This window comes from Catenibacterium sp. RTP21428st1_D7_RTP21428_210409, from assembly GCF_040227455.1.
Lineage (GTDB): Bacteria > Bacillota_I > Bacilli_A > Erysipelotrichales > Coprobacillaceae > Catenibacterium > Catenibacterium mitsuoka_A.
In genome coordinates this window covers 1-24,640 of record NZ_JBEHVX010000019.1, presented here as the reverse complement: position 1 = coordinate 24,640, position 24,640 = coordinate 1, and the positions used below count along the sequence as shown (strand labels likewise).

General features: G+C 32.7%; 20 protein-coding genes and 1 pseudogene. 17 read left to right on the top strand and 4 right to left on the bottom strand.

The annotated features are described in order from the left end of the window. Positions 1–154 precede the first annotated feature (154 nt). A pseudogene (locus ABUA27_RS04560) lies at positions 155–1,408 on the bottom strand (transposase); the annotation flags it as partial. 286 nt (positions 1,409–1,694) lie between these two features. Between ABUA27_RS04560 and ABUA27_RS04550 the strand changes: the two are divergent. The 10 genes from ABUA27_RS04550 (at position 1,695) to ABUA27_RS04505 (ending at position 12,871) form a co-directional block, all read left to right on the top strand. Next, complete coding sequence (locus ABUA27_RS04550; RefSeq protein WP_349820309.1) at positions 1,695–2,444, top strand: response regulator transcription factor; 750 nt, start codon at positions 1,695–1,697, stop codon at positions 2,442–2,444. Further along, positions 2,425–3,837 carry a DUF4118 domain-containing protein gene (locus tag ABUA27_RS04545; RefSeq protein WP_349820308.1) on the top strand — a complete coding sequence of 471 codons (1,413 nt, stop codon included), beginning with the start codon at positions 2,425–2,427 and terminating at the stop codon, positions 3,835–3,837. Before ABUA27_RS04550 ends, ABUA27_RS04545 begins: the two co-directional genes overlap by 20 nt. A 26-nt stretch (positions 3,838–3,863) precedes the next feature. After that, on the top strand, positions 3,864–4,385 hold the full coding sequence (locus ABUA27_RS04540) for a sensor histidine kinase (protein ID WP_349820307.1): 522 nt from the start codon (positions 3,864–3,866) through the stop codon (positions 4,383–4,385). Between the two features lie 27 nt (positions 4,386–4,412). Further along, positions 4,413–6,290, top strand: a complete 1,878-nt coding sequence (locus tag ABUA27_RS04535) for a sensor histidine kinase (protein WP_287968766.1) — start codon at positions 4,413–4,415, stop codon at positions 6,288–6,290. Between the two features lie 12 nt (positions 6,291–6,302). Then, a complete protein-coding gene (locus ABUA27_RS04530; protein ID WP_349820306.1) occupies positions 6,303–6,923 on the top strand; it encodes a hypothetical protein in 621 nt (206 codons plus the stop codon). 81 nt (positions 6,924–7,004) lie between these two features. Next, positions 7,005–8,465 carry a type I restriction-modification system subunit M gene (locus tag ABUA27_RS04525; RefSeq protein WP_349820305.1) on the top strand — a complete coding sequence of 487 codons (1,461 nt, stop codon included), beginning with the start codon at positions 7,005–7,007 and terminating at the stop codon, positions 8,463–8,465. Between the two features lie 36 nt (positions 8,466–8,501). After that, positions 8,502–9,656 carry a restriction endonuclease subunit S gene (locus ABUA27_RS04520; RefSeq protein ID WP_349820304.1) on the top strand — a complete coding sequence of 385 codons (1,155 nt, stop codon included), beginning with the start codon at positions 8,502–8,504 and terminating at the stop codon, positions 9,654–9,656. A 60-nt stretch (positions 9,657–9,716) separates the two neighbouring features. Next, positions 9,717–10,712, top strand: coding sequence for a site-specific tyrosine recombinase/integron integrase (gene xerA / locus ABUA27_RS04515; RefSeq protein WP_040390233.1), 996 nt, complete (start codon positions 9,717–9,719; stop codon positions 10,710–10,712). Between the two features lie 79 nt (positions 10,713–10,791). Continuing rightward, positions 10,792–11,883: a restriction endonuclease subunit S gene (locus ABUA27_RS04510; RefSeq protein ID WP_349820303.1), complete on the top strand. Its 1,092-nt coding sequence runs from the start codon at positions 10,792–10,794 to the stop codon at positions 11,881–11,883. A gap of 94 nt (positions 11,884–11,977) precedes the next feature. Next, positions 11,978–12,871, top strand: coding sequence for a hypothetical protein (locus tag ABUA27_RS04505; protein WP_349820302.1), 894 nt, complete (start codon positions 11,978–11,980; stop codon positions 12,869–12,871). 128 nt (positions 12,872–12,999) lie between these two features. On the opposite strand, the gene ABUA27_RS04500 is transcribed toward ABUA27_RS04505, so the two are convergent. Then, positions 13,000–13,131 (bottom strand): hypothetical protein, encoded by a 132-nt coding sequence (locus tag ABUA27_RS04500; RefSeq protein ID WP_255452548.1) that lies wholly within the window; start codon positions 13,129–13,131, stop codon positions 13,000–13,002. Positions 13,132–13,248: 117 nt separating this feature from the next. On the opposite strand from ABUA27_RS04500, the gene ABUA27_RS04495 reads away from it, so the two are divergent. From ABUA27_RS04495 to ABUA27_RS04480, 4 genes are all read left to right on the top strand, one after another. Then, positions 13,249–16,599 carry a DEAD/DEAH box helicase family protein gene (locus ABUA27_RS04495; RefSeq protein WP_287968522.1) on the top strand — a complete coding sequence of 1,117 codons (3,351 nt, stop codon included), beginning with the start codon at positions 13,249–13,251 and terminating at the stop codon, positions 16,597–16,599. A gap of 247 nt (positions 16,600–16,846) precedes the next feature. Then, positions 16,847–19,498: a bifunctional acetaldehyde-CoA/alcohol dehydrogenase gene (adhE, locus tag ABUA27_RS04490; protein ID WP_129981196.1), complete on the top strand. Its 2,652-nt coding sequence runs from the start codon at positions 16,847–16,849 to the stop codon at positions 19,496–19,498. 127 nt (positions 19,499–19,625) lie between these two features. Continuing rightward, positions 19,626–20,243 (top strand): VanZ family protein, encoded by a 618-nt coding sequence (locus ABUA27_RS04485; RefSeq protein ID WP_161220283.1) that lies wholly within the window; start codon positions 19,626–19,628, stop codon positions 20,241–20,243. Between the two features lie 68 nt (positions 20,244–20,311). After that, on the top strand, positions 20,312–20,542 hold the full coding sequence (locus tag ABUA27_RS04480) for a hypothetical protein (protein ID WP_129981198.1): 231 nt from the start codon (positions 20,312–20,314) through the stop codon (positions 20,540–20,542). 16 nt (positions 20,543–20,558) lie between these two features. On the opposite strand, the gene ABUA27_RS04475 is transcribed toward ABUA27_RS04480, so the two are convergent. After that, positions 20,559–21,347, bottom strand: coding sequence for a Cof-type HAD-IIB family hydrolase (locus tag ABUA27_RS04475; protein WP_349820301.1), 789 nt, complete (start codon positions 21,345–21,347; stop codon positions 20,559–20,561). Between the two features lie 168 nt (positions 21,348–21,515). On the opposite strand from ABUA27_RS04475, the gene ABUA27_RS04470 reads away from it, so the two are divergent. Genes ABUA27_RS04470 through ABUA27_RS04460 form a run of 3 tightly spaced genes read left to right on the top strand, consistent with a single transcriptional unit; the run spans position 21,516 to position 24,099 of the window. Continuing rightward, entirely contained in the window at positions 21,516–22,364 is an 849-nt protein-coding gene (locus tag ABUA27_RS04470) for a sulfide/dihydroorotate dehydrogenase-like FAD/NAD-binding protein (RefSeq protein WP_117458509.1), read from the top strand. Between the two features lies 1 nt (position 22,365). Continuing rightward, positions 22,366–23,754 (top strand): NADPH-dependent glutamate synthase, encoded by a 1,389-nt coding sequence (gltA, locus tag ABUA27_RS04465; RefSeq protein WP_287968524.1) that lies wholly within the window; start codon positions 22,366–22,368, stop codon positions 23,752–23,754. Then, positions 23,755–24,099: a zinc-ribbon domain-containing protein gene (locus tag ABUA27_RS04460; RefSeq protein WP_129981202.1), complete on the top strand. Its 345-nt coding sequence runs from the start codon at positions 23,755–23,757 to the stop codon at positions 24,097–24,099. It abuts the gene before it with no gap. 51 nt (positions 24,100–24,150) lie between these two features. On the opposite strand, the gene ABUA27_RS04455 is transcribed toward ABUA27_RS04460, so the two are convergent. After that, a complete protein-coding gene (locus tag ABUA27_RS04455; RefSeq protein ID WP_349820300.1) occupies positions 24,151–24,522 on the bottom strand; it encodes a hypothetical protein in 372 nt (123 codons plus the stop codon). Between the last annotated feature and the right edge of the window lie 118 nt (positions 24,523–24,640).

Sequence of the window (24,640 nt, the reverse complement as noted above, 5' to 3'; positions counted from 1 at the left end):
TTTAGCGTCATAAATCATGGTATTTTAAGGCACAGTAAAGCTATGGAATTTCGTTCGTTTTTTCGAGTGTAAGACTAAATTCCACTTTGACTGCATGTGCTATTGTCAGTCTGCATCTCATGTTTCATACATTCTCCGAATGATTTTAGTTATGTTATTTTAGTAAATATGGTTTTAAAATTATCTCATCATTTTCTATTTTTTTGATTCCAAATTCTATGAATTTTTTATATAAATCTGCACTTAGGAACTCCATCATCTCCAGCGGTGATTTTCCTTTTAGGTTCTCCTTTGGCTGGGAATTGATGTGGGATACCATGAGATTAGCCTTCTCCTGTGAATCAAAACCAAGCTCCTTGAGACCTGCTTCTTTAGGGCATATGTAACGTATCTCCTTGTGGTTGTTCTCAAGACTTCCTTTCTGACATGATTGCATAGCATCGCAGTAAAAGACATGAGTTCTCGTGCTGCCATCATTGTCCTTTTCTAGTCCATCTGCATCTGAGAATTCAGTACCTCTATCTGTCTTGATGACCTCCACTTCCTTTTTGAATAAATCTTCTCCTAATATTGATTCGAGAAGGTCTGCGCCTTCAACCATAGCCTTTGCAGTCTTCTCTTCATGGTATATAATGAACATGAAAGAGTAAGACAGGAACTTAATGGTCTGCATGAACGGACCGCTTTGCCCATTGTAGACGGTATCCATCTCGACAATACTAACGTTGTCATGATCGTCAGTATATGAGACGAAATCCTTATAGGTGCGCCTAACCAGGAACTTTCTGTCTTCTCTTTTTTTGTATTTGACAGAATCTTTCTTTGATATTCTTCTTGTCTTGACTCTTAGATCGATATCAAGCAGACCGAACTGTCTAAATACCCCTGATTCTATGTAGTTGTATAATGTCTTTTCAGAAATATTCAGTTCAGGATGAGAAGTAATGATCTGATATGGTGACTGACCATTCTTGATAAGAGGGACAATGATATCAGCTAAAGCCTTAAGCTCACTGTATGTCATGTTTATTCCTTCTCTTGATTCAATGAGGTCAGCCATATATTCCTTATTGGCGATATCTGCAGAATATGTGAGCTTGTCAAATCGGCAGTGCTGGAATTTAGGACACCCGTTGCAGGCACCAGGAGATCTGTCTCTTCGCTTGCATTTGAAAACTACCAAATCAGCACAGTTCTTACATACATGATGATGCTTGCATCTGTCCTTGTTGGCACAGGCAGGATCAAAGCTGCAAATATGTGAATGTTTTCTATGTGCCTTGATTTCTTTGCCTATAGTTGATTTATCCTTTCCAAGAGTTGCAGCGATAGAAGTCTTGGTAGAACCATTTTCTATTCCTCTCTGAATTATTTCTCTTTCTGAAAGAGTAAGATGTAAATTCTTATTTCATTTAGCCATGATAATCAGCCTTTCATGAAATAGAGAAACAGACATCACAGTAATTATATACCTGAAGGAGAAAATTCAACTATTGAAGGTGTAAAAGTAAATTCAACTGTAAGAGTAAAATCAACTGGAAAGATGTGAAAGACTAAACGCAACTTTAACCTGCCTAAAGTGGAATTTAACTTTTCACTTTAGAAGAGAAATTAAGGGAAGATAGTTTCTTATTGTTTTTAGTAGTGTTATAATAAAGTAGTATTATAATAAACAGAAATTTAGATAAACGGAGATGAACACTGTGAATAATTTGATAAATGTATTAATAGTTGAAGATGAGTCTGCTATACGAAATTTACTATCAATGGCATTAGAAACAAACGGTTATAATTACGAAACAGCTACGAATGGTACTATGGCATTATCATTACTAACTAAACATCAATTTGATTTTATTCTACTTGATTTAGGTTTGCCTGATTTAGATGGAATAGATATCATAAAGAAATTTCGCACGTTTTCATTTACCCCTATTATCGTAATTAGTGCTAGAAGTAACGATGATGATAAAATTACAGCTTTGGATATTGGAGCGGATGATTATTTAACTAAACCATTTAGTGTAGAAGAATTATTGGCACGTATTCGCTCAACTTTGAGAAGAACACAGTACAGAGAAAACACATTAAATAATGATCATTGTTTTGTGAATGGACATTTAAAAATAGATTATATTGCTCAATCTGTCTATGTAGATGATAAAGAAATTCATCTCATGCCTATTGAATATAACCTATTGTGCTTATTAGCTAAAAATATTGGAAGAGTATTAACACATCAATATATATTAGACAAAGTATGGGTGAACTCTATTGAATCTGATTTATCTTCATTAAGAGTTTATGTCACTTCTTTAAGAAAGAAGATAGAAAAAATATCAAATGAAAAGTATATACAAACACATGTGGGTGTAGGGTATAAAATGATAAAAATAGATAATTCTGATATCGAGGAAAAGAATAATGAGTCATCAAAATATTGATTCCATCATGGTATGTCTTTCACCTTCACCATCCAATATCCATGTAATTCGTGTTGCAAGTGCTATGTTAAAAAATAAAACAGATCATTTTTATGCATTGTATATATCTGATACGAAAAGAGCATTAAATGATTCAAATCAACAGCAATTAGATAAAAACATTGCTTATGCCAAACAATTAGGAGCAGAGGTAGAAATTGTTTCTTCTGATGATATAGCAGGTGAAATCTTTAAATTTGCTAAAGTATGTAAAGTAAATAAACTTGTTATCGGAAAAAATATGAATATGAGATTTGATTTCTTCCGAAAACCTATATATCAACAATTATTAGAAGATATTGATGATATTAATTTGGTTATAGTGCCAGTAAGAGAAAAAAGAATCATGAATATCTTCACCAATAAAAGCAAAGTAACACTCAAATCAATTGTTACTAGTATTCTTATATTGTTTATCTGTACAGTAGTTGGCTTTGTGTTTTTTGAAATGGGATTTCATGATTCTAATATTATTATGATTTACTTAATTGGTGTTTTATTGATTGCCTTAATTACATCAAATATCATATGCAGTGTCGTTTCATCGATTGCTAGTGTTATTTTATTTAACTTTTATTTTACACTGCCTATATTAAGCTTATCTTTTTATGATTCATCTTATTTAATGACATTTGTAATCATGATTATAGTTGCTTTTTTAATAAGTACACTAATGAATAAAATTCAATTAACAGCTACAAGTTATGCTAATATGGCTAATGTTTCTCGTATTTTATTAGAAACAAACCAGCTTTTGCAAAAAAGACAATCTGTGGAAGATATATTTAATTGTGGATGCAAACAATTATCAAATTTATTTAATAGAGATATTGCGTATTTTCCAATTGAGAAGTCTTCTATACAAAATCCTATTCTGTTTCCCAAAAGGGAAAATTCTTATTGTAAAGAGTTTTTGAATGCTAATGAGATAGGCGTTGCAAAATGGGTGGCAATAAATGGAAAGCATGCAGGAGCGACAACTCGTTATTTATCAGGATCAAAGAGTATCTATTATGCTGTATTAACGGATGATAAAATATATGGAGTTATAGGTATTTATTTAGGTAACGATGTTTTAGGATCATTTGATAAACGTATTTTATTGGCTATATTAAGTGAAATGGCTATATGCTTGGACAATATAAAAAGTAATGAAGAAAAGAATGAGGCTATTATAAAAGTAAAAAAAGAGCAATTTAGATCTGATTTACTTAGGTCTATATCTCATGATCTCAGAACACCGTTGACTTCGATATATGGTAATGCTGATGTGTTGTTAAATGATAATAGTAATTTGAAGAATGACAAAAAAATGCTTTATACAAAAATATATATGACGATTCTTTGTGGTTGATCAATTTAGTAGAAAATCTATTATCAATGACTAGTATAGAAGATGGTAGCGTGAAATTAAGAATAGAACCAGAAGTTATAGAAGATGTAATTGATGAATCATTAAGTCATGTTAGTAGAATCAAAGATAATCGTAAAATTAAAGTAAATATTTCTGATGATTTTTTAATGGCAGATATGGATGCAAGATTAATTGTACAGGTTTTAATAAATTTAATTAATAATGCGATCAAATATACAGAAAATGATTCAACAATTTCAATAAATGCTTATCAAATAGAAGACTATGTATATATAGAAGTCTGTGACAATGGAAGTGGTATAGAAGATAAAGATAAAGATAAAATATTTGAAAAATTTTACACTGTAAATCATTCTATTGTTGATAGTAAGAAGAGCATGGGGTTAGGTTTAGCTTTATGTAAATCAATTGTTGAAGCACATGGAGGTGTTATATCTGTTAAAGACAATCATCCAACAGGGGCTATATTTACATTTAGTTTACCTGCTACAAAGATCACAATTAATAAGGATATAATTGTCAGATGATATGAGGAGGTGTTGGTATTGGAAGAGGTGAGAAAAGGTAAATTAACAATCTTTTTTGGATATTGTGCAGGGGTAGGAAAAACATTTTCAATGTTAAATACAGCCCAGCAAAAATCTGTTGAAGGTGTAGATGTGGTTATTGGATATATAGAAAATCATGATAGACCTGATACACAGAATCTAACATATGGATTAGAAAAAATACCGACTAAAGAGGTAATTTATAAAGGACATCATTTCTTTGAATTTGATCTAGATCAAGCATTAGAAAGACATCCTCAACTCATACTAGTTGATGAATTAGCTCATACAAATGCGCCTACTTCTAGACATAAAAAAAGGTATAGTGATATTGAAGAATTATTAAGAGCAGGTATAGATGTTTACACAACTGTAAATGTACAACATATAGAAAGCTTACATGATGTTGTAGAAAGTATTACAAAAGTAAAGGTAAACGAGAGAATTCCTGATTATATATTTAATGATGCAGATGATGTTAAGTTAATAGATGTTGATATAAATGATTTAATAGATAGATTAAAACAAGGAAAAATTTACAATAAGATACAGGCAAGAAGAGCATTAGAAAATTTTTTTATTAAAGATAATCTAATCGCATTACGAGAAATCGCAATGAGGAAATGTGCTGATCGTATCAATTTGTATGCAAAAGATGAAAATAGACAATTTCTTAAAGAAAATATACTTGTTTGTTTAGGAACATCACCAACGAATCAAAAAGTAATCCGAACTGCTTCTAAAATGGCTCAAGCCTTTCATGGCGAATTTACAGCTTTATATGTTGATTCTAAAGAATTAGACTATAAAGCTCTTGAACAACTCAAAAAAAACATCTCGCTTGCTAAAGAATTACAAGCGAATATTGTATCTACTTATGGTGATGATATAGCTTATCAAATCAGCCAATATGCTAAAACAGCAGGCGTCTCTAAATTAGTTTTAGGACGTTCTTACCAAAAAAAATCAATTTTATATAAGCCGACTATTGTTGACAAACTAACTAAACTATCTCCAAATTTAGATATATATATTATTCCAGATAATAATTCTAGTAGACAAAATTTCAACAAGTACCAATACAAAAGTAGTTTTAGATTTTCAACTAGAGATACTTGCATTTCAATGGTTACATTATTGGTTATAACCCTCTTGGCATATTTAGCACAAATAATGGGATTTGGTATGACTACGATTCTATTATTATATGTATTGTCATCATGTATTATAGGTAGTTTGACGTTACTTCCTATTTATAGCTTTGTGATACCATTCATAAATGTATGTTTAATAAATTATTTGTTCATTAATCCAAAGTATTCTTTAGAAATAATCTCATCAGAGTATGTTGTGGTATTAATTGTGATGATAGTAGTTTCTGTTATTATTAATGGTTTAAATTTTAAATTAAAGAAAGAAAAAAACAGTGCATCTTTACGTGCCTATAGTATGGAAGTTTTATTAGAAACAAGCCAAAAATTACAACAAGCAAAAACCTATAATGATGTCATGAAAGAAACATGTATCCAATTAAATAAATGGTTAAAGCGAATTATTATTTTTTATCCTGTAAATAGAAAAATGTTAGATAAACCATATATCTACAATTCGAATGCTGATTTTGATAATGTTAATATATTTTTGACAGAAAAAGAAAAAACAGTAGCCAAATGGGTTTATGTAAATAATAAGAATGCTGGTCCAACTACTAGTACATTGCAGGAAGCAAATGCATTATATTTATCCGTTCGCCGAAATAATAAAATATATGGTGTTATCGGAATTGATATGATTAGTAATCCAACACTTAGTCAATATGAGAAAAATCTAATTAAAACAATTTTAAATGAAGTTTCTCTAGCAATGGATTCTTTAGAAAAATAAGAACCCCTCAAAATGGCAGTAGTAACAGAATCATTTGATATTCTGATGGATATCATGACAAAATTAGCAACTGGAGAATATCGTAGAATTGGTGGTGTTGTGAGAGTTGCAATTGGACCAAATAAAGGTCGAATTGTGAAACATCTTGAACCTGTCAAAATGGAGCAAGCTGATCAAATCCAAAAGGTTGGAAGTAAAATTATGCAAGTTGCAAAGAATAGGAAAAAAGAACTTATTATTGGGGCTTTAGTTACAGGGACTATTACAGTCGGTGGTGTAGTGTATCATAAAATAAAAAGTAGACAACCTGAAGTGGTACAGAACTATCATGCAGCATTACGAGATTATATTGATGATGTTCGTTCCGGCAAATTGAGTATGGAGTCTATCAATTGTTTGATGGATTCTTTAGAAGAACTCAAGCAGAATAATAATTATGAAAAGATTAAGATTGAATTGACGACAGAAGAATTAAGTGTACTTGTCAATCGTATTTATGAGTATACTATCAAACTTGCTAAAGATAATTCAGTTGACCTAGCTGATGACGAATTAAGTTCTTCTGATAACATTCTTTTGAATTTACAGAAGTATCTTTTAGCACAAAAACATATATTTGAATTGGCTGCATAACAAAAGTGATCCTCATTATTGAATTGATTAGAATGATGAGGATTTTTTTATGTTATAATAGCGAATGATAAGGAGAAAATTATGTTAACAGGAGAATTAAAGAATAAAGTTGATAAGATATGGGAGTCGTTCTGGACAGGAGGTATTACTAACCCCCTGGATGTCATTGAACAATTCACTTATCTTATGTATATGAAACAATTAGATGAAGTAGAAACAAAGAATGAAGCAGATGCTGAATTATTTGGAATGGATTATGAAGGTTTATTCCCTAAAGATAAACCATATTTAAGATGGCATCATTTTAAAGATATTGGTAGTGCTGATAAGATGTATCAAATCATGAATGATGAATTATTCCCATTCATTAAGAATTTAAAAGGTGATGGTGAATCTTCATATGCAAGATTTATGAGAGATGCCATTTTTAAGATTCCTACACCAAATCTACTACAGAAAGTAGTTACAGCAATAGAAGGATTAAATACAGAAGAAGCAGATGTAAAAGGTGATTTATATGAATACTTATTAAATAAACTTGCAACTTCTGGTACAAATGGACAGTTTAGAACACCTAGACATATCATTAATATGATGGTGAATCTTGTAAAACCTGTACCTACAGATACAATATGTGATCCAGCTATGGGTACTGCAGGGTTCCTTATTGGCGCTGAAGAATACTTAAGAGAAAAACATCAAGAACTATTCTTAGATGAAAAACGAAATGAACATTTTAATAATAAGATGTTTAATGGTTTTGATATGGATTCTACAATGCTCAGAATTGGGGCGATGAACCTTATTTCTCATAATGTAGATAATCCGCAAATAGAATATAGAGATAGTCTTTCACAGCAGAATATTGATGAAAATAAGTACTCTTTAATCCTTGCAAATCCACCATTCAAGGGGTCATTAGACTATGAGGTAGTCGCAGAAAACTTATTATCTGTATGTAAGACTAAGAAGACAGAATTACTCTTTATTGCGTTATTCTTACGTTCATTACAGGTTGGTGGTAGATGTGCATGTATCGTACCTGATGGTGTATTATTTGGTTCTAGTAAAGCGCATAAGAGTATTAGAAAAGAACTAGTAGAGAATAACCAGTTACATGCAGTTATTTCTATGCCTAGTGGTGTATTTAAACCATATGCAGGTGTATCTACAGCTATATTAGTATTTACTAAGACAACTACAGGTGGTACTGATAATGTTTGGTTTTATGATATGAAAGCTGATGGTTATTCATTAGATGATAAACGTTCAGCAGTAGAAGAGAATGATATTCCTGATATTATTCATAGATATGAACATTTAGATGAAGAAAAGGATAGAAAGAGAACTGAACAGAGTTTCTTTGTACCTAAGGAAGAGATTGCAGAGAATGATTATGATCTTTCTATTAATAAGTATAAAGAGATTGTTTATGAGAAGGTTGAGTATCGTCCTACTCATGAGATATTAGGTGATATTGAAGCACTTAATAAAGAGATAGAAGAGAGTATTGAGGAATTAAAGTCTTTATTGAAGGACTAGAAAGGAGTTAAATGTGGGTGATAAATCTGCATTTGTATGGTAAGTGTGGAGTATAAAAAACTTGGAGATATCGCTACTTATATAAATGGTTATGCATTTAAGCCAGAACAGAGAGGTAGTGAAGGATTGCCTATAATCAGAATACAAGATCTCACTGGTAATGCATATGATTTGGGATATTACAACGGAGATTATCCTAAAAAAGTAGAGTTAAATGATGGAGATGTATTGATTTCTTGGTCTGCTAGTTTAGGTGTTTATCTTTGGAATCATGGTAAAGCATTATTAAATCAACATATCTTTAAGGTTGTTTTTGATAAAGTTGAAATTGACAAATTCTATTTCATGTATGCTGTTGAATATAATTTAGACAAGATGTCTTTAAAGACACATGGAGCTACAATGAAACACATTACGAAGAAAGATTTTGATAATGTTGTTATTCCGTATCCTGATTTAGATTATCAAAAGGAAGTTGCATATAGACTTACTAGTTTGAAGGGAATAATTGAGAAGTATCAAAAACAATTAGACTTATTAGATGAACTAGTCAAAGCCCGATTTGTGGAGATGTTTGGGGATCCGGTTATTAATTCTTGTCAATTTCCAGTTCAGCCAATGACAGATATATGTGATATTATTGATGGTGATAGAGGAAAGAACTATCCTAAATCAGAGGAAATTCTCGATGATGGTTATTGCTTGTTTTTAAATGCAAAAAATGTAACTCAAAAAGGATTTGATTTTGAGAATTGTAACTTTATTACAAGAGAGAAAGATGATGCTTTACGAAATGGAAAATTATCGAGAGGAGATGTAGTTCTTACAACTCGAGGAACTGTAGGTAATTTAGCATATTATTCAAAAAATGTTCCGTATGAAAATATTAGAATTAATTCTGGAATGGTTATATTAAGAATGAATAGAAGTATACTCAATGAAATTTATTTTATAGAATTGTTTAAAATGAAATTAAGTGATATAAAAGAAAAAATTGCTAGTGGTTCAGCGCAACCACAATTACCTATTTCTACCATGAATAAAATAATTCTAATGATTCCCCCTCTAGAACTCCAAAACCAGTTCGCATCATTCGTACAAGAAATCGATAAATCAAGGTCTCGAATACAGAAGTCATTAGAAGCATCACAAGAACTATTTGATAGCTTAATGCAAGAGTATTTTGGTTAATATAATTGAATAAATTTGTTTAATAGGGTGTAGATGATGTTGGTAACGGAGGTTATCAACATGAAAGAAACTATTATTAAAGAAATTGAACAGAAATTGTTACGTTATCTAGACAATGCACAGATGGAAATGTTACATAGAACATTAAAGTCTTGTCTGGATAACGTAACTTTTATTATGCAAGAAGATAGTATTCAGGATATTTTTGAATATTCTAATATGGAACTCATAGACAAGTTTATTGCATCCAAAGAGATAGAAGGATGTTCAAAAAGAACAACTCAATACTATAAGTCTACTTTAGTGATGTTGGAGAATAGAACAGATATACATTTTACACATATGACTACAGATCATTTAAGAACATATCTTACTGATTATCAGAAGATAAACAATTGTTCTAAGGTAAGTATTGATAATATAAGAAGAAACCTAAGTAGTTTCTTCTCTTGGCTAGAAGAAGAAAACTATATTCTTAAGAGTCCTATGAAGAGGATTCACAAGATAAAAACAGATAAGGTGATTAAAGAAACTTTATCTGATGAGTCTTTAGAGTGTTTAAGAGATAGTTGTGATAATTTAAGAGACTTGGCTATTATTGATTTGTTGGCTTCTACAGGTATGAGAGTAGGGGAACTAGTGAATATCAATATAGAAGATATAGATTTTGAGAATAGAGAATGTGTTGTGTTTGGTAAGGGGAATAAAGAAAGACCTGTATACTTTGATGCAAGAACAAAAATACACTTAAAGAATTATCTAAAGAGCCGAACAGACGATAATCCAGCATTATTCGTCTCTTTAGATAAACCTTTTAATAGGTTACAGATTAGTGGTGTAGAGATAAGATTAAGGAATTTAGGTAGACGTTTAGGTATTCATAGAGTACATCCACATAAGTTTAGAAGAACAGTAGCTACTAGAGCTATAGATAAGGGAATGCCTATTGAACAGGTACAGAGTTTATTAGGTCATTCACAAATAGATACTACTATGCATTATGCTATGGTTAATCAGAATAATGTAAAGGAATCACATAGAAAGTTTGTGGCTTGATAGTGTAAATAATTGAGAGGGGAAGGTCTCTATAAATCCTGATTTTATGGTTAAATGCAAATCTGCATTTGTGGGGTGAATGAGAGTTAAGTTAAAAGATATTACCAAATTCTCAAAAGGAACTCAAATCAATGGGAAAAATCTAATCGATGATGGTGCATATTCATATTTAAATGGTGGAATAAATCCTTCTGGTAAATGGAATGAGTTTAATGTTGCTGAAAACACAGTAACAATATCTGAAGGTGGAAATTCTTCTGGATATGTGAATTATATGAACGATGCATTTTGGTGTGGAGCTCATTGTTATTACTTGTATGATGGTCCTAAAAACAGCAAATATTTATATTATGCATTAAAAAGTCAACAAGAAAGACTGTTTAGGATTAGATCTGGAGCTTGTATGCCTAATATAAAAAAATCTGATTTGGGTAATTTTATAATTGAGTATGAAAAAGACGAAGTTCGACAAGAAGAAGTTGTTAAAGTATTAGAAAAGTGTGAACTTCTGATAGAGGACTATAATAAGAAATTAACTTTGTTGGATGAAGCAGTTAGAGCCCGATTTGTGGAGATGTTTGGGGATCTTAGAATTAATGATAAAGGTTGGAAATATTATAAGTTAGATGAATTAACGGAATTGATAACTGATGGTGAACATGCTACTCCAAAACGTACAACACAGGGTATTTATTTGTTATCTGCTCGTAATGTTTTGAATCATCAATTGTCATTAGAAGATGTAGATTTTATAGATTGTGATGAATTTGATAGAATTTCTCGTAGGATAATTCCTAAAGAGGGTGATGTGCTGATTTCTTGTTCTGGATCTATAGGTAGATGTTGTATTGTTCCAAAGAATATCAAATTTCAAATGGTTAGAAGTATTGCTTTGCTGAGATTTAAATCAAATATAAATCCTGTTTTTGCAGAATATATGATTACTTCTGATTATTTGCAGAATCAGATAAATAAATCAAAAACAGCTTCGTCACAAGCTAACCTATTTCAAGGTAAAATAAAATCGTTAAAAGGAGTGGTTCCCCCTCTAGAACTCCAGAACCAGTTCGCATCATTCGTACAAGAAATCGATAAATCAAGGTTACGTGAACTATTAGCAATAAAACAAATTAAGTTACTATTGAACGATTCATGGCTTTTATTATATTAGTTGTGATTATATGTCAATGTATCAATAAAATCTCAATTCATAAACATAACGTGCTAAAATTATTATATGAATATTATTTATGGGGGTATTTACAATGAATAAATTTGAAATGAAGAATGTTATTGAAAATACAGGAAATGAAGTTAAAAAGGCTGTTTCAAAAGGCAAAGATATTGTTTTTGATTCTAAGGATAAAGTATTTGATGCTTTAGATATTAATAAAGATGGAAGAGTGGATACTGAAGATATAATTGTTCTTGGACTAAGAATACCGGGTGTGCATATTGATCGAGAAGAATTTTTGAGAAAGCAATTTATGAAAAACTATGCAAATGATGTTATTCAAGACGCAGTAAAGTTCAATCCAGCACATGCAGGTATAACAGTTGAAGAAATTGATAATATAGCAGATCAAGTAATCCAATATGAAAGAAATTGTGTAAGTGGTATTTCCTTAGCATTGGGTGCTCCTGGTGGAGTTGCTATGGTTGCTACATTGCCAACAGATATTGCTCAATATTATGGGTATATGCTAAGAGCTATACAGAAATTGTTATATCTGTATGGTTTTCCTGAAATAAATGTTGAAAATGGTGTGAATATTGATGACGAGACTATGAATCTTATTACTTTATGTTTGGGTGTAATGTATGGAGTAGAGGGCTCAGTTGCAAGTATTAAGATACTTTCTAATGCGTTAGGAAAAGGAGTAGAGAAAAAACTATTACAAAAAGCACTAACAAAAGGTACTTTCTATCCTATTGTAAAGAAAATCTCAAGATGGTTTAGTGTGTGTATGACTAAACAGGTTTTTGCTGGTTTCTTTAGAAAAGCAATTCCTGTAGTTGGTGGTGTTGTTGGTGGAGGAATAACTTATTTATCATTTAAACCTTGCTGTGATAATTTGAAAAAGTCATTACAGGACACAGCGTTATGTAATCCAAGTTCAAGAAAATCATTTGATGAGTTTGATGTAATAGATGTTTAATTAGAGTGATTTAATAGTAGTTGGTTACGTATTATGAGAAATGAATAAGTAATTTTATAGAATTAACGTGTGAAAGGTTGTTATAATGGGGTTATTTGATTTTTATAATAAAAAAGCAGCCTTAGCTGCTAATCACCACTACCTAACATATCTCTCAATTCTTTAAAAGTATCCTCTATAGGTGCTACTCTGCCATTTCTAACATCCTCCTCAGACTTCTCAAGTAATTCCAATAATTCATTATGTTGATTTGAATCCATAAAATCACCTCCATAGAATATAGCTAAAGTATACCATTCTCTAAGTTAAATAGATAATGTAACCACAATTATTCCCAATAAAGTTCTTTTTTAGGATATAATAGAAACATAAAGGAGATGGTACTATTGAACTTTACATTTTTAAAGAAAAAAAAAGAGTTTCAGGATTTTGCTGAAATATGTATAGAAGCAGAAAAAGGACTTATGGTATCACCTTCATCCTGTGCAATGCTTACAAGACGTGCATTAGAACAAGCAGTTCATTACATGTATAAGAACGATATAGACTTACAGATGCCATATAGAGATAATCTAAGTGCGTTAGTTAATGAATACACATTTAAACAAATTGTTCCTAATGATGTTTATGAAGGTATTAAATATATAGTTAAATTGGGTAACTATGCAACGCATACAAATGCTAAGGTGAATAGAGAAGAAGCAGTACTTGCTTTGAATAATCTCTATAGACTTATTAGCTGGATTAATTATTCATATGGAATAAATTACCAGGAACAGTTACCTAAATTTGATCCTGCTAAGTTACCTGATCAAACACATATGTTTGTGAATAAGGATCTTAAAGAACAGATCAGAGAGATTCTTACTAAACAAAAAGAAAAAGAAGCAAAACAAAAAGAAGAACTTGCTAGAGTTATTGCTGAAAATGTGGAATTAAGAAAACAAGGCGCTGCTAAGAGAAAAGAAGAGAAAGCTGTTGAGTATATTGATGTTAATAATGCTCTTGAATGGCAGACAAGAAAACTTGTTATTGATCTGCAACTTAAAGAAGCTGGATGGGACTTTGATACAAATGTACAAGTAGAATTCCCTGTACATCATATGCCAACAGAGTCTCAAGATGGTTATGTAGATTATATATTACGTGGTAGAACTGGAAAGATTATTGCTGTTATAGAAGCTAAAAAAACAAGTGCAAATCCTCGTATTGGACGTAATCAGGCTAAGCTTTATGCAGATTGCATTGAAAAGGAATATGGATTAAGACCTGTTATATTCTATACAAATGGTTATGAAACATTTCTTTGGGATGACATGATGTATCCGGATAGAAGGATTTCTTCTATCTTCTCTCAGGATGAGATACAGTTACTTATTGATAGAAGAGATACTCGTAGAAGTATTTCTAAACCTGTTATACAAGATGCCATCACAAACCGTTATTACCAGAAAGAAGCTATTGTAAGAACATGTGAAGACTTTGAAAAGGGAAGTCGTAAAGCATTACTTGTTATGGCAACAGGGAGTGGTAAAACACGTGTTGCGATAAGTTTAGTAGATGTACTCACTAAAGCAGATTGGGCAAAGAACATTTTATTCCTTGCTGATCGTACTGCATTAGTCAGACAGGCAAAGAAAAGCTTTGTAAACCTTTTGCCATCTTTGACTACATGTAACCTTTGTGAAAATAAAGATGATCCAGAAGTATCAAGGATGATCTTTAGTACATATCCTACAATGATGAATGCGATTGATGAAACAAGAAGAAAAGATGGAAATCGTTTATTTACACCAGGACACTTTGATCTCATTATTCTTGATGAAAGTCATCGTAGTATATATAACAGGTATAAAGATATATTTGATTACTTTGATGCCTTACTCATAGGTTTGACTGCAACACCTAAAGACAGTATAAGTATGAATACATATTCTATATTTGACTTAGAGACAGGTGTTCCTACATATGCTTATGAATATGAAAAAGCTGTAAAAGATAAATATTTAGTCAGTTACCATTCTTATGAAACAAAACTAAAGTTCTTAGAAGAAGGTATTTGCTATGATGATTTATCGGAAGAGGAGAAGGAAGAATTTGATACACTTTTCCCTGATGTTGATACAATCGAATCATCTCTACTAAACAAATTTATCTTTAATTTAGATACAATTGATACTGTAATCAGAGAATTAATGGAACATGGTATTAAAATCGAAGGAGGAGATAAGATAGGTAAAACTATTATATTCGCTGCTAATCAAGATCACGCACATAAGATCAAGGAAAGATTTGATGTACTCTATCCTGAATATAAAGGGAAGCTCGCTGAAGTTGTTACATTCAATACAAAATATGTACAAAATGCGATAGATCGATTCAGTAAAACAGACAGTTATCCTCAAATAGCTATTAGTGTAGATATGCTAGATACAGGTATAGATGTACCAGATATCGTTAATCTTGTGTTTTTTAAGAAGGTAAGAAGTAAATCGAAGTTCTGGCAGATGATTGGACGAGGTACAAGACTTAGAAAAGATTTGTTTGGTCCAGGAGACGACAAGAAAGAATTCTTAATATTTGATTACCTAGGAAATATGGAATATTTCAGAGTAAACAAGAATGCTGAAAAATCTGGTATTGTAGAATCACTTTCTCAACGTATTTATAAGTTGCGTGTTGATATTCTTTATGCACTTGAACAGAATGCAACAGACCAGGATTATGTTGATGAAATCAACAAACAGATCAAAGAAATGTCAGGTTATATTCAAGCACTCGATGAAGATAGTTTTAATGTAAAATTGCGTTTGAAGTATGTACACCAATATAAAAATCCAGATAACTGGAGAAATCTCAATGAAATGGATACACACTATATCAAGGATGAATTATCTTCACTTGTTGTGATTCATGACGAAGATACACAAGCTAAATTCTTTGACAGACAGATGTATATGATTGAGATGGCTTATTTAAATCATTATAATGCTACTTCAGTTATCAACAATGTCATTGCCATCGCAAATGAACTTTATAAAAAACAAGCAACTCCTGATATTGCAAGAAATGCTGAATATTTGAAATGTGCAAAAGATCCTGATTATTGGAAAACTGCCAATTACTTTGATTTGGAAGTATTACGTGAGAAGATTAGAGGACTTATTAAGTACTTAACAAAAGATGATCCGGTAAAGCCTATAGATACACACTTTACTGATGAAATCATTGAAACAAAGGTGAATGATGCTTTCTATAATGATGAAGGACTAGAGAACTATAAAGAAAAAGTCCAGCATTATTTAAAAGAGCATCAGGATGATGAAGCTATCTATAAGCTCAGACATAATCAAGTGATCACTCCAGATGAAATGAAACATCTAGAAAACTTATTATGGATAGACTTAGGTAGTAAAGACGATTATCGAATACACTTTGGTGATACACCTATCACAAGATTAATTAGAAAGATTGTAGGACTAGATAGAGAAGCTGCTATGGCTGAGTTCTCACGTTTCTTAGATGATCAGAGCTTGAATTCTAGACAGATTCACTTTGTAGAATTGATTGTAGATTATATTGTGAAGAATGGTTTCATTGAAGATAGGAAGGTCTTATTGCAGGATCCTTTCAAGTCAGTTGGTAGTATGAGTGCTTTATTTAAGGATAAGATGAATGTTGCAAGAGATATACTAAAGACAGTGGAAATATTTAGTGAAAGACTTTAAAAGTAAACGTTCACAATTTTGAGAGTAATCTATCACTATAAAAAATGATTATAATTTAAATTTTTGATAAAAACTACGCAGAAAAATACCTAATCGGATATCCCTAAACTGCAAACGTTTTCAGTAAATGCATTCTACAAATTGTGTAAATTTTCACAAAAGTATGCTTGTTTTTTCACAAGAAGTCATGTATAGTGAACTTACAAAATATGAAAAAGAAATATTTTGGTCAATGGAGGATATAAAAATGGCTGATAAGAAAGTCGAAAAGAAAGTTGAAGAATGGACAGAAGAAAAGACTGATGCTTGCATTGATGAGTTAGTTAATAACGCATTAACAGCATTAGACGAATTCGAAGGTTTTGACCAGGAAACTGTTGACTACATCGTAGCAAAGATGTCAGTTGCTGGTCTTGATAAGCACGGTGTTCTTGCAGAAGCTGCAGTAAAAGAAACTGGCCGTGGTGTATTTGAAGACAAAGCTGTTAAGAACTTATTCGCTTGTGAATATGTTACTAACAACATGCGTCATACAAAGACTGTAGGTATTATTAGTGAAGATCCACTTACTGGTATCACTGAAATTGCTGAACCAGTTGGTGTTGTTTGTGGTATCGTTCCAGTAACAAACCCAACTTCTACAGTTATCTTTAAGTCTTTAATCGCTATGAAGACTAGAAACCCAATCATCTTCTCATTCCACCCAGGTGCTCATGACTGTTCAGTTATGGCTGCTAAGGTAATGTTAGATGCTGCAGTAAAAGCTGGTGCTCCTAAGAACGTAATCCAGTGGTTACCAATGAAAACTATGTATGCAACTAGTGCATTAATGAATCATCCAGGTGTTGCTACTATCTTAGCTACTGGTGGTAACGCAATGGTTAAGGCTGCTTACTCTTGTGGTAAACCTGCTTTAGGTGTAGGTGCTGGTAACGTTCCTGCATACGTAGAAAAGTCTTGTAAAATCAAAATGGCAGCAAACGATATTTATTTATCAAAATCATTCGATAACGGTATGATTTGTGCATCTGAACAGGTTGTTGTTGTAGATCACGAAATCTATGATGAATTCAAGAAAGAACTTGGTCGTTATCATGTACATTTCTGTAATGCAGAAGAAAAGAAGAAACTTGAACAGTTCATGTTCGGTGCAACAGCATACAGTGAAAACGTAAATGAAGCTAGATTAAACAGCATCGTTCCAGGTAAGAACGCTACTTGGATTGCTGAACAGGCTGGTTTCAAAGTACCTGATGATGTTCAGATCTTAGTTTGCGAAGTTAAGGAAATCGGTCCTAACGAACCAATGACTAGAGAAAAGCTTTCTCCAGTATTAGGTATGATCAAAGCAAACTCTACTGAAGATGGTATTGAAAAGGCTGCTCAGACTGTTGAATTCAACGGTTTAGGACATTCAGCTGCAATCCATACTACTAATCATGAAATTTCTAAAGCATTCGGTAAGAGAATCAAAGCTATCCGTATTATTGAAAACGCTCCATCTACATTCGGTGGTATCGGTTCAGTATACAATGCATTCTTACCTTCATTAACACTTGGTTGTGGTTCTTATGGTCATAACTCAGTATCAAACAACGTAAGTGCTATTAACTTACTAAATATTAAGAGAATAGGGAGACGTAACAACAATATGCAATGGGTTAAACTTCCTCCAAAGATTTATTTCGAAAGAAATTCAATCAGATATCTTAGAGATATGAAGGAAATGAAGAAAGCAATGATCGTTACAGACAGAGGTATGTATGACCTTGGTTATGTAGGAAAGATCGAAGATGTTATCAGAAGAAGACGTAACAAAGTAGACGTTGACTTATTCATCGACGTTGAACCAGATCCATCTTTAGATATGACTCTTAAGGGTCTTGAAATCATGAAGAGCTTCCAGCCTGATACAATCATCGCTATCGGTGGTGGATCTTCAATGGATGCTGCTAAAGTTATGTGGTTAATGTATGAACATCCAGAAGTTAACTTCGACGACATCAAGCAGAAATTCATGGATATCAGAAAGAGAGCATTTAAGTTCCCAGAACTTGGTAAGAAAGCTAAGTTAGTATGTATCCCAACTACTTCAGGTACAGGTTCAGAAGTAACTCCATTCGCAGTTATCACTGATACTAAGGAAAACAAGAAATATCCATTAACTGACTACGCTTTAACTCCAACAATCGCAATTGTTGACCCTGAATTCGCTATGTCTATGCCACCAAGAATCGCTGCTGATACTGGTATCGACGTATTAACTCATGCTATTGAAGCATATGTTTCAATCTTAGCTTCTGACTTCACTGATGGTTGGGCTAAACAGGCTGTTAAGTTAGTATTCGAAAACCTTGAAAAGTCAGTACTTGAAGGTGATCCTGATGCTAGAATTAAGATGCATAACGCTGCATCAATCGCAGGTATGGCATTCGCTAACGCATTCTTAGGAATGAACCACTCATTAGCTCATAAGATCGGTGGAGAATGGCATATTCCTCATGGACGTACTAACGGTATGTTATTACCACATGTAATCAGATACAATGGTACAGTTCCAACTAAGTTAAACATCTGGCCAAAGATCGAAGACTATAAGGCAGATAAGAAATATAGAGAATTAGCAGAATTAATCGGCTTACATCCAAAGACTGATGCAGAAGGTGTTGAAATGTTCGCACAGGCTGTTGAAAAGTTATGGGTAAAAGTTGGTGGTGCTGTAAACGTTAAGTCACAGAACATCAGCAAAGCTGATTGGGAAGAATCAGTACATAGAATCGCTATGAACGCATACGAAGACCAGTGTACTCCTGCTAACCCAAGAATGCCTATGGTTAAAGATATGGAAGCTATCCTAGAAACAATCTACGATTACGAATCTCCATTCGCTAAGAAATAATTCTTAAAACCACTAAGAGGAAATCCTTACGGCTTTCCTCTTTTTTTGTGTTAAATTATGTTAAATAGTATTGTTTATTGACACTCACAAGTGAACAAATTAAAATGACATGTCGGAGGACACTGTCATGAAACATAAACGTTATATATTCTTGCTCATTGCAGCTGTCGCTTTCATTATTCAATTAATAGATATCATTTCTTATACAATCAAGTTTTCTATTACACAGACATTTGTACTTGTTATTATTCAGATGATTGGTTTGGTGGGTTACGCTTATGGTGCAAGAAATGTAGTAAAAAATAAAAGAAGAATGTTTTATATACTTCATAGTATCGCATTCATCATCTACCTTATAAATCTTACTTATCAATTGTTCCTTAATCCAGCATTAAGACATGTTAAAGTTATAAGTAGTGTGAATATCAGCCCATTAAAGACAATATTTCTTTATTACACAGCTTATACAAGACATACATTACCTATTAAGAATATCATTCTGAATATGATTGGGAATGTCATGTTGTTTATGCCTTTTGGGTATTTTGTATATGTCTTATTTAAACCAATGCGTTCATTTCAACCTTATTTCTTCTTTTTCTTATTTATGATTGTAGGAGTAGAAGTCATTCAATATATTTGGAAGGTTGGATCAGCAGATATAGATGATATCATTCTGAATATGAGCGGCGTACTGATTCTATATATTGTATTGAAAATCCCATTCATAAAAAAATTATTTTAAAGTCAAAAAATCACAAGTATTACACATCTTTTCTGTTACAATAATTGTATAAGAAAGAGGTGAATCTTGTGCTTTTTATTTTTCTACTATTGTTGTTCTTATATTTGTTCCTAACAAGATACTACATCACTGAAGATGTGATTGTAAAAGAAGTCCTTGAAGATAAGATCATATTTGAATCAGAACTTGGTAAAGAAATTGTACTCAAAGTAACAAAACCTCATGAATATCTAGAAGGACAAAAGGGACAAGTCTCATTCCATGGAGAAAAAATCGTATCATTTCAAAAAGCAGCCTAGAAGGGCTGCTTTTTGATTAGATGACGTTAAAGTGTTTTAAGGCATTGTAGATACCATCATTTTCAATATCAGTTGTAATATACGTTACATAATCAAATAGAACAGGATTAGAATTGCCCATAGCTACTGATTCCTTAGTATAAGTCAACATTGGTAGATCATTTGTAGAATCTCCAATAGAAATACAATCATCAATAGAAGCACCAATGAGATCAATAAATGTTTGAATACCTGTTGCTTTAGAACAATCTTTTGGAACTACTTCAATGAAGTCTTCAGCACGCTGGATATATTCTAAATCATCTTTAAATGCATCCTTAAATGATTCAATATCATCTTCTGGTGTATACCATGCAGTGAACTTATCAAAATTAGGTTCATCATCTTTATGATATACAGGAACATTTACTTTAATATCTTTATAATGTTCTTTGATTTCCTGAACTGTCTTTGTCTTAATTGTTTCAGGGAAATAAATAGATTCAGGACCTTCTAATACGGCATCAATATCTAATTCAATAGCTTTATTCACAATTCCTTTCTTTAATTCTGAAGGAAGTTTAGCATGATAGATTTCTTTACCATGATAGTAGATATTAGTCCCACAACCACAGATATAACCATCTAATCCTAATTCTTTAATTACATCTTCTATAATACAAATAGTACGTCCTGTATTTACCATCAGGATATGTCCATTATCCTGAGCTAGTTTGATTGCTTTCTTTGTACTTTCAGGAACAGTAAAGTCTGTTTCTGTAGATAAAGTACCATCAATATCAAAAAATATAACTCTTCTACTCATAAATATTCTCCTTGTTTCATACAACTAAACCATAAATAATTATATCTGTCAACAATCTCTCAATTCTTGAAAATACCACATGGTAGCGCATTAATTTACTATGAAGCGACATTGAATAGAAACCTAATATGTGATAATATTAAATAAGATTCAGAAAGGATTGAGAATATGTATAAGATTGTAAAAAAAGAAGTACTTAATGACGTTGTACAGTTAATGGAAGTACATGCGCCAATGGTTGCAAGAAAATGCGAACCAGGTCAGTTTATTATTTTACGTGTAGGAGAAGATGGAGAAAGAATCCCTCTTACAATTGCTGATTATGATAGAGAAAAGGAAACAATCACAATAATTTATCAGATTGTAGGTTACTCTACTAAACAGCTTGCTAAGTTAGAAGAAGGAGATTATATCACTGACTTCGTAGGTCCTCTTGGTGTCCCTACTCATCTTGAAAAGAAGGATCACGTAATCGGTGTAGCTGGTGGTGTGGGTAGTGCACCATTATTCCCACAGTTAAGAAAACTAGCAGAACTTGGTACTAAGGTTGATGTAATCATCGGTGGACGTGAAGAACAGTATGTATTATGGGCAGATCGTTTTAAAGAATTCTGTGATAATGTATATATCGCAACGAATGATGGCTCTGTAGGTACAAAAGGTTTTGTTACTGATGTATTAACTGATTTACTTGATAAGGGTGAAAAGTATGATGAAGTTATTGCAATTGGACCAGTTGTAATGATGAAGGCAGTTGTTGGAGTAACTAAGCCTAGAGATATTAAGACAATGGTTTCACTTAACCCAATCATGATTGATGGTACTGGTATGTGCGGATGCTGCCGTGTTACTGTTGATGGTAAGATCAAGTTTGCCTGTGTTGATGGACCAGACTTTGATGGTTTAAATGTTGACTTTGATGAATTAATGGCAAGACAGAGAATGTTCAAGGAAGAAGAACATCTTGTTGACAGCAATGCAGACCGTATGTGTAACTTAATGAAGGGGGTTAAATAATATGCCTAATATGTCAAATGTAAAGGTAGAAATGCCTTCTCAGGAACCTGAAATTCGTGCAACTAACTTTAAAGAAGTTGCTTTAGGATATACTAAAGAAATGGCTCAGGAAGAAGCAGCTCGTTGCCTAAACTGTAAAAAGCCTCGTTGTGTGGATGGATGTCCAGTAAATGTACCTATCCCTCATTTTATTCAGGAAGTAGTGAATGGTGATTTTGAAAAAGCTTATGAAATCATCACTACAGAAAATGCTTTGCCTGCAATCTGTGGTCGTGTATGTCCACAGGAAAACCAGTGTGAAGGTAAATGTATTAGAGGTATCAAGGGTGAATCAGTTGCCATTGGTAGACTTGAAAGATTCGTTGCTGATTACCATAGAGATCATGGTAAACCAACTGAAACTAAGATTGAAAAGAACGGTAAGAAAGTGGCTATTGTAGGTTCAGGACCTTCAGGTATTTCTTGTGCCGGTGAACTTGCTAAACGTGGTTATGATGTAACAGTATTTGAAGCATTACATAAAACGGGTGGTGTATTATCTTATGGTATCCCAGAATTCCGTTTACCAAAAGATTTAGTACAGGCTGAAATTGATGGTGTTGCAGACTTAGGTGTTAAGTTTGAAACAAACGTTGTAGTTGGTCGTTCTATCACAATTGATGAATTACAGGAAAGTGGTTATGATGCTGTATTCGTAGGTGCTGGTGCTGGTTTACCTCGTTTCCAGGGTATTCCAGGTGAAAACCTTGATGGTGTTTATGCTGCAAACGAATTCTTAACTCGCGTTAACTTAATGAAGGGTTATGAATTCCCTAAACATCCTACTCCAGTAAAAGTAGCTGATACAGTATGTGTTGTAGGTGCTGGTAACGTAGCTATGGATGCTGCAAGAACTGCTAAGAGACTTGGTGCTAAGAACGTATATATCGTATATCGTCGTAGTGATGCTGAAATTCCTGCACGTGCTGAAGAAGTACATCATGCTAAGGAAGAAGGTATTATCTTCAAGTTATTAACTAATCCAGTTGCTGTTCATGGTGATAATGGTTCAGTTAAAGCTCTTGAATGTGTAGAAATGGAATTAGGAGAACCAGATGCATCTGGTAGAAGAAGACCAGTTGTAAAAGAAGGTACTAACTTCACTATTGATTGTGGAACAGTTGTTATCGCAATCGGTCAGTCTCCAAACCCATTAATTAGACAGACTACTCCTGGTCTTGATTGCCAGAAGTGGGGTGGTATCATCGTTGAAGAAGAAACTAACCATACATCTAAAGAAGGCGTATGGGCTGGTGGTGACGTTGTAACTGGTGCTGCTACTGTAATTCTTGCTATGGGTGCTGGTAAAAAAGCAGCAAAAGCTATTGATGAAAAATTAAGTGGTGAATAAATGTATTGTACACGATGTGGTAAAGAATTAGAGGCAGGTACAAAGTTCTGTCCTAATTGTGGAGAACCTGTGAGATTAGAAAATAGAACAGACTACACAAATATGGAAGACTATGCTTCTAGTAATGGCTATACTAGTCCTTATTATGAAGAAGATCGTGCCTCTGTTGGATTATGTATCATTTCATTCCTATTCCCTTTTATGGGTGTTATCTTCTTCTTCATGAAAAGAAGAACGACTCCTAATAAAGCAAAGGCATGCTTGATTACAGGAATCGTTAGCTTTGTATTGAATTTTATTGCAACTTATGCATTATTATTAAACACAGGAATCAGAATCTTTTGATTCCTGTGTTTTTCATACTGTCAACCGAAATTGATAATGTCTCAAAAATAATCAAACATTAGCACCACAACGGTGCTTTTGTTTTGCAGCATAATTCGCAAAGCTGTTTTTTCTCCAAGGATGATCCATTGGAGGAATATACTTTTTCTTTTCTTTCTTAGGTGCCTCCTTAGGAGCATCAAATTCCTTTGATGCCAGTTCATGTTCAGCTACTTCTTCCATCAGATAAAGATTATCATCGATATTTGCGAGAAGCTGTCCATCAAATGTCTCTATGACCATGCAGTTAGTCTTTCCTGCAAAAAATCTTCTGTCTCCATTTTCGGTCACAGGAAAATAGAATTTACTCTGGAATCTAATGCAGTGGCCACTATCAATGGTTCTAGTTGAAAGTACTGCAAGAGTACGATTGATTTTCTCCATAGATGGTTGCTTCTCATATACCGATTTGGTACTATTAAGGCGTAGAGCGAACTGATTATTGTATTTTTTTATGTAGGAGTTTAAAAATACATTGGCTTCCTCTATATTGGTGATATGA

Bases quoted from the DNA above. Each gene is read 5' to 3' on its own strand.
- ABUA27_RS04550 (WP_349820309.1), top strand. From the start codon at position 1,695: ATGAACACTGTGAATAATTTGATAAATGTATTAATAGTTGAAGATGAG.
- ABUA27_RS04545 (WP_349820308.1), top strand. From the start codon at position 2,425: ATGAGTCATCAAAATATTGATTCCATCATGGTATGTCTTTCACCTTCA.
- ABUA27_RS04540 (WP_349820307.1), top strand. From the start codon at position 3,864: ATGACTAGTATAGAAGATGGTAGCGTGAAATTAAGAATAGAACCAGAA.
- ABUA27_RS04530 (WP_349820306.1), top strand. From the start codon at position 6,303: ATGGCAGTAGTAACAGAATCATTTGATATTCTGATGGATATCATGACA.
- ABUA27_RS04525 (WP_349820305.1), top strand. From the start codon at position 7,005: ATGTTAACAGGAGAATTAAAGAATAAAGTTGATAAGATATGGGAGTCG.
- ABUA27_RS04520 (WP_349820304.1), top strand. From the start codon at position 8,502: ATGGTAAGTGTGGAGTATAAAAAACTTGGAGATATCGCTACTTATATA.
- xerA (WP_040390233.1), top strand. From the start codon at position 9,717: ATGAAAGAAACTATTATTAAAGAAATTGAACAGAAATTGTTACGTTAT.
- ABUA27_RS04510 (WP_349820303.1), top strand. From the start codon at position 10,792: ATGAGAGTTAAGTTAAAAGATATTACCAAATTCTCAAAAGGAACTCAA.
- ABUA27_RS04505 (WP_349820302.1), top strand. From the start codon at position 11,978: ATGAATAAATTTGAAATGAAGAATGTTATTGAAAATACAGGAAATGAA.
- ABUA27_RS04500 (WP_255452548.1), bottom strand. From the start codon at position 13,131: ATGGATTCAAATCAACATAATGAATTATTGGAATTACTTGAGAAGTCT.
- ABUA27_RS04495 (WP_287968522.1), top strand. From the start codon at position 13,249: ATGGTACTATTGAACTTTACATTTTTAAAGAAAAAAAAAGAGTTTCAG.
- adhE (WP_129981196.1), top strand. From the start codon at position 16,847: ATGGCTGATAAGAAAGTCGAAAAGAAAGTTGAAGAATGGACAGAAGAA.
- ABUA27_RS04485 (WP_161220283.1), top strand. From the start codon at position 19,626: ATGAAACATAAACGTTATATATTCTTGCTCATTGCAGCTGTCGCTTTC.
- ABUA27_RS04475 (WP_349820301.1), bottom strand. From the start codon at position 21,347: ATGAGTAGAAGAGTTATATTTTTTGATATTGATGGTACTTTATCTACA.
- ABUA27_RS04470 (WP_117458509.1), top strand. From the start codon at position 21,516: ATGTATAAGATTGTAAAAAAAGAAGTACTTAATGACGTTGTACAGTTA.
- gltA (WP_287968524.1), top strand. From the start codon at position 22,366: ATGCCTAATATGTCAAATGTAAAGGTAGAAATGCCTTCTCAGGAACCT.
- ABUA27_RS04460 (WP_129981202.1), top strand. From the start codon at position 23,755: ATGTATTGTACACGATGTGGTAAAGAATTAGAGGCAGGTACAAAGTTC.
- ABUA27_RS04455 (WP_349820300.1), bottom strand. From the start codon at position 24,522: ATGGAGAAAATCAATCGTACTCTTGCAGTACTTTCAACTAGAACCATT.